The 5,251-nt window shown below is 55.7% G+C and carries 3 rRNA genes; all 3 read left to right on the forward strand.

Going from position 1 to position 5,251, the window contains the following annotated elements:
- Positions 1–23 precede the first annotated feature (23 nt).
- The 3 genes from NI2_RS32430 (at position 24) to rrf (ending at position 5,241) form a co-directional block, all read left to right on the forward strand.
- Positions 24–1,542, forward strand: a 16S ribosomal RNA gene (locus NI2_RS32430).
- Positions 1,543–1,875: 333 nt separating this feature from the next.
- Positions 1,876–5,004 (forward strand): 23S ribosomal RNA (locus tag NI2_RS32435).
- A 120-nt stretch (positions 5,005–5,124) separates the two neighbouring features.
- A 5S ribosomal RNA gene (gene rrf, locus NI2_RS32440) occupies positions 5,125–5,241 on the forward strand.
- Together the 16S, 23S and 5S rRNA genes form the textbook arrangement of a ribosomal RNA operon.
- The last annotated feature ends 10 nt before the right edge of the window (positions 5,242–5,251 follow it).

Genomic DNA, 5,251 nt, shown 5'->3' on the forward strand with positions numbered 1-5,251 from the left:
TTTTGGGGTGTGGTTGAGAGTCTTCAACGGAGAGTTTGATTCTGGCTCAGGACGAACGCTAGCGGCGTGCTTAACACATGCAAGTCGAGCGGTAAGGCCCTTCGGGGTACACGAGCGGCGAACGGGTGAGTAACACGTGGGTGATCTGCCTTGCACTTCGGGATAAGCCTGGGAAACTGGGTCTAATACCGGATATGACCTCGGGATGCATGTTCTGGGGTGGAAAGATTTATCGGTGCGAGATGGGCCCGCGGCCTATCAGCTTGTTGGTGAGGTAACGGCTCACCAAGGCGACGACGGGTAGCCGACCTGAGAGGGTGACCGGCCACACTGGGACTGAGACACGGCCCAGACTCCTACGGGAGGCAGCAGTGGGGAATATTGCACAATGGGCGAAAGCCTGATGCAGCGACGCCGCGTGCGGGATGACGGCCTTCGGGTTGTAAACCGCTTTTGACAGGGACGAAGCGTAAGTGACTGTACCTGTAGAATAAGGACCGGCCAACTACGTGCCAGCAGCCGCGGTAATACGTAGGGTCCGAGCGTTGTCCGGAATTACTGGGCGTAAAGAGCTTGTAGGCGGTTCGTCGCGTCGTTTGTGAAAACTTGGGGCTCAACCTTAAGCTTGCAGGCGATACGGGCGGACTAGAGTACTTCAGGGGAGACTGGAATTCCTGGTGTAGCGGTGAAATGCGCAGATATCAGGAGGAACACCGGTGGCGAAGGCGGGTCTCTGGGAAGTAACTGACGCTGAGAAGCGAAAGCATGGGTAGCAAACAGGATTAGATACCCTGGTAGTCCATGCCGTAAACGGTGGGTACTAGGTGTGGGGCTCCTTCCACGGACTCCGTGCCGTAGCTAACGCATTAAGTACCCCGCCTGGGGAGTACGGCCGCAAGGCTAAAACTCAAAGAAATTGACGGGGGCCCGCACAAGCGGCGGAGCATGTGGATTAATTCGATGCAACGCGAAGAACCTTACCTGGGTTTGACATACACCAGAAACACGTAGAGATACGTGCCCCCTTGTGGTTGGTGTACAGGTGGTGCATGGCTGTCGTCAGCTCGTGTCGTGAGATGTTGGGTTAAGTCCCGCAACGAGCGCAACCCTTATCTTATGTTGCCAGCGCGTAATGGCGGGGACTCGTGAGAGACTGCCGGGGTCAACTCGGAGGAAGGTGGGGACGACGTCAAGTCATCATGCCCCTTATGTCCAGGGCTTCACACATGCTACAATGGCCGGTACAGAGGGCTGCGATACCGTGAGGTGGAGCGAATCCCTTAAAGCCGGTCTCAGTTCGGATCGGGGTCTGCAACTCGACCCCGTGAAGTTGGAGTCGCTAGTAATCGCAGATCAGCAACGCTGCGGTGAATACGTTCCCGGGCCTTGTACACACCGCCCGTCACGTCATGAAAGTCGGTAACACCCGAAGCCGGTGGCCTAACCCCTTGTGGGAGGGAGCCGTCGAAGGTGGGATCGGCGATTGGGACGAAGTCGTAACAAGGTAGCCGTACCGGAAGGTGCGGCTGGATCACCTCCTTTCTAAGGAGCACATCTACACGAACACCTCGAAGAGTCGAGAGTGGTTGTGTCAGAGACCGTTTAGATCTCGTATGTAGGTCTGCGGACGCTCATGGGTGGAACGCTGACAACTTTCATCGCACTCGGTCTCAGCAATGTCTGAGGTCGCGATGGGTATACCGACACACTATTGGGTCCTGAAAGAACACGCGAAAGTGTTTTTTCAAGGCAAAGCAAATGATCCGAGAGAGTTTTCCTCGAAACCGCCGGCCCGGAAGGGTTGAGTAGGTCTGGGTACGGAACTTTCCCGGGTGTGTTGTTTGAGAACTGCACAGTGGACGCGAGCATCTTTGTTAGTAAGTGTTTAAGAGCGTACGGTGGATGCCTTGGCACCAGGAGCCGATGAAGGACGTAGGAGGCTGCGATAAGCCTCGGGGAGCTGTCAACCGAGCTGAGATCCGAGGATTTCCGAATGGGGAAACCCAGCACGAGTGATGTCGTGTTACCCGCATCTGAATATATAGGGTGTGTGGAGGGAACGTGGGGAAGTGAAACATCTCAGTACCCACAGGAAGAGAAAACAACAGTGATTCCGTGAGTAGTGGCGAGCGAAAGCGGATGAGGCTAAACCGTGTGGATGTGATACCCGGCAGGGGTTGTCCATGCGGTGTTGTGGGGTCTTCTTTCCTAGTTCTGCCGGACTAGGCAACAGTCAGAAAAGTTCGTGTTAGTTGAAGTGGTCTGGAACGGCCCACCATAGACGGTGATAGTCCGGTAAGCGAAAACATGTGCTCTGTTGTAGGAGATACCCGAGTAGCAGCGGGCCCGTGAAATCTGCTGTGAATCTGCCGGGACCACCCGGTAAGCCTGAATACTCCCTGGTGACCGATAGCGGACTAGTACCGTGAGGGAAAGGTGAAAAGTACCCCGGGAGGGGAGTGAAATAGTACCTGAAACCGTGCGCTTACAATCCGTCAAAGCCTTCCAACTTGTTGGTGGGGTGATGGCGTGCCTTTTGAAGAATGAGCCTGCGAGTCATCGGTGTGTGGCGAGGTTAACCCGTGTGGGGTAGCCGTAGCGAAAGCGAGTCCGAATAGGGCGTTCCTAGTCGCACATTATGGACCCGAAGCGGAGTGATCTACCCATGGCCAGGGTGAAGCGACGGTAAGACGTCGTGGAGGCCCGAACCCACTTAGGTTGAAAACTGAGGGGATGAGCTGTGGGTAGGGGTGAAAGGCCAATCAAACTCCGTGATAGCTGGTTCTCCCCGAAATGCATTTAGGTGCAGCGTCACGTGTTTCACGCCGGAGGTAGAGCTACTGGATGGCCTAGGGGGCCTACAAGCTTACCGAAGTCAGCCAAACTCCGAATGCCGGTGTGTGAGAGCGTGGCAGTGAGACTGCGGGGGATAAGCTTCGTAGTCGAGAGGGAAACAGCCCAGATCGCCGGCTAAGGCCCCTAAGCGTGTACTAAGTGGAAAAGGATGTGGGGTCGCTTAGACAACCAGGAGGTTGGCTTAGAAGCAGCCACCCTTGAAAGAGTGCGTAATAGCTCACTGGTCAAGTGATCCTGCGCCGACAATGTAGCGGGGCTCAAGTACACCGCCGAAGCCGCGGCATTCCAACATTAACCCGTCCCTTTCTTCGGATCGGGGCCAGGTGTTGGGATGGGTAGGGGAGCGTCCTGTGGCCGTGGAAGCAGCAGTGTGAACTAGCTGTGGAGGCCACGGGAGTGAGAATGCAGGCATGAGTAGCGAAAGACGAGTGAGAAACTCGTCCGCCGAATGACCAAGGGTTCCTGGGCCAGGTTAATCCGCCCAGGGTGAGTCGGGACCTAAGGCGAGGCCGACAGGCGTAGTCGATGGACAACGGGTTGATATTCCCGTACCCGTGTATCCGCGCCCAATGCCGAATCAGTGGTACTAACTGTCCAAACGTTCTGTGATCAAGCCTTCGGGCGAGACGCAGGATTGCTGCACAGGACCTTCGCTGTAGTAGGTAAGCGATGGGGTGACGCAGGAAGGTAGCTGGGCCAGGTGATGGAATACCTGGTGTAAGCCTGTAGGGCGCAACATAGGCAAATCCGTGTTGCACACAGCCTGAGAGGTGATGCGTAGTCGTTGAGACGAATTCAGTGATCCTATGCTGCCGAGAAAAGCCTCTAGCGAGCTGGTACATGGCCCGTACCCCAAACCGACACAGGTGGTCAGGTAGAGAATACTAAGGCGATCGAGAGAACTGTGGTTAAGGAACTCGGCAAAATGCCCCCGTAACTTCGGGAGAAGGGGGACCACATCTGGTGACGGCTCTTGCAGCCTGAGCTGGGTGGGGTCGCAGAGACCAGAGAGAAGCGACTGTTTACTAAAAACACAGGTCCGTGCGAAGTCGTAAGACGATGTATACGGACTGACGCCTGCCCGGTGCCGGAAGGTTAAGAGGACCGGTTAGCCCGTGAGGGCGAAGCTGAGAATTTAAGCCCCGGTAAACGGCGGTGGTAACTATAACCATCCTAAGGTAGCGAAATTCCTTGTCGGGTAAGTTCCGACCTGCACGAATGGCGTAACGACTTCTCTGCTGTCTCAACCACAGACTCGGCGAAATTGCATTACGAGTAAAGATGCTCGTTACGCGCGGCAGGACGAAAAGACCCCGGGACCTTCACTATAGCTTGGTATTGGTGTTCGGTACGGTTTGTGTAGGATAGGTGGGAGACTGTGAAACCAGCACGCCAGTGTTGGTGGAGTCGTCGTTGAAATACCACTCTGATCGTATTGGGCTTCTAACCTCGGACCATGATCTGGTTCAGGGACAGTGCCTGGTGGGTAGTTTAACTGGGGCGGTTGCCTCCTAAAATGTAACGGAGGCGCCCAAAGGTTCCCTCAGCCTGGTTGGCAATCAGGTGTCGAGTGCAAGTGCACAAGGGAGCTTGACTGTGAGACTGACAGGTCGAGCAGGGACGAAAGTCGGGACTAGTGATCCGGCACCGGCAAGTGGAAGCGGTGTCGCTCAACGGATAAAAGGTACCCCGGGGATAACAGGCTGATCTTCCCCAAGAGTCCATATCGACGGGATGGTTTGGCACCTCGATGTCGGCTCGTCGCATCCTGGGGCTGGAGTAGGTCCCAAGGGTTGGGCTGTTCGCCCATTAAAGCGGCACGCGAGCTGGGTTTAGAACGTCGTGAGACAGTTCGGTCTCTATCCGCCGCGCGCGTAAGAAACTTGAGGAAGGCTGTCCCTAGTACGAGAGGACCGGGACGGACGAACCTCTGGTGTGCCAGTTGTTCCGCCAGGAGCATGGCTGGTTGGCTACGTTCGGAAGGGATAACCGCTGAAAGCATCTAAGCGGGAAGCCTGTTCCAAGATGAGGTTTCTCTCCCACTTGATGGGTTAAGGCCCCCTACAGACCATGGGGTTGATAGGCTGGAACTGGAAGCACGGTAACGTGTGGAGGTGACCGGTACTAATAGGCCGAGGGCTTACTATCGAAGGTGTTACGCGTCCACTGTGCGGTATCTGAAACAACACACAGACCACCGAGACAACAATTGACGACCCTGTTAAGGGTGGTTGGTTGTGGCTCTCTGTGTGGATAGTTTCATAGTGTTACGGCGGTTATAGCGGTGGGGAAACGCCCGGTCCCATTCCGAACCCGGAAGCTAAGGCCACCTGCGCCGATGGTACTGCACTCGACAGGGTGTGGGAGAGTAGGACACCGCCGGACAATCATTCAC

The organism is Nocardia ignorata NBRC 108230 (genome assembly GCF_001612905.1).
Taxonomy (GTDB): Bacteria; Actinomycetota; Actinomycetes; order Mycobacteriales; family Mycobacteriaceae; genus Nocardia; species Nocardia ignorata.